This is a genomic window from Thiolapillus sp. (assembly GCF_048562965.1).
Lineage (GTDB): Bacteria > Pseudomonadota > Gammaproteobacteria > Chromatiales > Chromatiaceae > Thiolapillus > Thiolapillus brandeum_A.
In genome coordinates this window covers 1-1530 of the sequence record NZ_JBHNMF010000714.1, presented here as the reverse complement: position 1 = coordinate 1530, position 1530 = coordinate 1, and the positions used below count along the sequence as shown (strand labels likewise).

Genomic DNA, 1530 nt, shown 5'->3' with positions numbered 1-1530 from the left:
CGCCTGCTCCCAGCCGACGTTCATTCGCTCGTCAAGATGGGGAGGAACCAAGACAACCCGTTCATGCTGTGTGGCTACCTTGGATGCTAAAATGACCAATGTTGCCGCAAGAACCAGTGTAGACACCAGCAGCATGGATATCATTTTCTGGGACGCGTCCCAATTTTTTTTAAACCGTCTTTCCTTCATAGCGCCTCCGCAAGGAAACTTCCGACTTCAGTCGGGAGAGGAATTGCGCACGATTTACCAAGCAGGCCGGTTTTGCTGCCATGTGGAACATGGTGCAGGTAGTTCACAACAGGAACAGCGTCTATCAAACGGCATACCATCTGGTATGGTGCCCGAAGTATCGTAAAGCCCTGTTGACAGGACAAGTGGCAAAGACGCTGGATGGCCTGCTGGATGTGATCTGCCAGGAACGGGGGTGGCCGGTGATCTCCAAGGAGATTCAACCAGACCACATCCACTTGTTTCTCGGTATTCCGCCGGCCATCGCGGTGGCGGATGCGGTGAAGATTATCAAGGGCACGAAGGCGCGCAAGTTGTTCGCCCGTTTTCCCGCGTTGCGCAAGCAGTTTAGGGGAGGCAGCCTTTGGTCCCCGTCTTACTATGTGGGCACCGCCGGGAATGTCAGTGCCGAAACCATCCAGCGCTACATCGAGCGTACGGAACACATCAAGGGGCGCCGGTAGATGCGGCGCACCGTTTCCATCAAGCTCAGAACCACTCCAGCGCATGACGCCACGCTCTCGGCCCTCGCCGCCGAGTTCGCCACCGGCTGCAACGCGGCATCGAATCTTGCCCGGTTGGGAGCGACCACCGTCGCTTCCAGGGGCGTTGTAAACCGTCCTGATGTGGCAGCTTAGGTTGACCATGATAAAAAGCCTCTGACTTTAGTCGGGGTTGTTTACGGGATGTACTGCCTTACCTGACCGTTTGTGAAAATCTTGTTGAGAGCAACAAATCCTGCCCAGTAAGCCATATGTTGCAGCACACCATCGAGATTTCCGTTCTTATACCGGGAAAAAACCATTCCCAGAACAATAGCGGGAACCAAGGAATAGAAGAAAAAATCAAGGGCGATACCGAGTCCCAGGATAGAGGTGATGATGACAACTTCATCGATTTCCCAGAAAAAGAACTGGTGTTGAGCGTCAACATAACGAGGAATAGGTATTTCGTTCATTTGTTTTTGTCCACAGGTTGTTTGGCCAGCCAGTGAACCTCAACACGACGATTCTTGGCTCGCCCTTCTTCAGTGTCATTTGAAGCAACAGGCTTGTTTTCTCCATAGGCTCTCATCACGATGGAATCGGGTGCTGCCCCATATTCCACCAGCTTCTGACGTACAGCCATGGCCCGTTGTTCCGACAGGTGCTTGTTGTAGGCATCCGACCCAATGCTATCCGTATGCCCCTCCACAAGAATGCGGTGCGGTTTGATCTTGATTGCGTCAATGGTTTCCCGCATCTCCCGCAAGGTGTCTTGAGTCAGTGAAGCGCTGCCTAAATCAAAATGAAAGGTGGCATG

Annotated in this window: 4 protein-coding genes; 1 reads left to right on the top strand and 3 read right to left on the bottom strand. The window is 52.9% G+C overall.

The features are described 5' to 3' along the window. Positions 1-189 (bottom strand): TraE/TraK family type IV conjugative transfer system protein (locus ACOCD2_RS19475; protein ID WP_295513385.1); only part of this gene is annotated, 189 nt, incomplete at its 3' end. A gap of 80 nt (positions 190-269) precedes the next feature. Here ACOCD2_RS19475 and tnpA point away from each other — a divergent pair. After that, the gene (gene tnpA, locus ACOCD2_RS19470) at positions 270-692 is read left to right on the top strand and encodes an IS200/IS605 family transposase (protein WP_308334003.1); all 423 of its coding nucleotides are present in this window, start codon (positions 270-272) and stop codon (positions 690-692) included. 215 nt (positions 693-907) lie between these two features. Here the strand turns inward: tnpA and traL are convergent, their stop codons facing one another. Both traL and ACOCD2_RS19460 read right to left on the bottom strand, forming a co-directional pair. Further along, the gene (gene traL / locus ACOCD2_RS19465) at positions 908-1186 is read right to left on the bottom strand and encodes a type IV conjugative transfer system protein TraL (RefSeq protein ID WP_293648895.1); all 279 of its coding nucleotides are present in this window, start codon (positions 1184-1186) and stop codon (positions 908-910) included. After that, positions 1183-1530: OmpA family protein (locus ACOCD2_RS19460; protein WP_293653474.1), on the bottom strand; the 348-nt coding region annotated here is incomplete at its 5' end. The genes ACOCD2_RS19460 and traL, both read right to left, overlap by 4 nt.

Coding starts and splice junctions, on each gene's coding strand:
- traL (WP_293648895.1), bottom strand. CDS start 1,186: ATGAACGAAATACCTATTCCTCGTTATGTTGACGCTCAACACCAGTTC.
- tnpA (WP_308334003.1), top strand. CDS start 270: ATGTGGAACATGGTGCAGGTAGTTCACAACAGGAACAGCGTCTATCAA.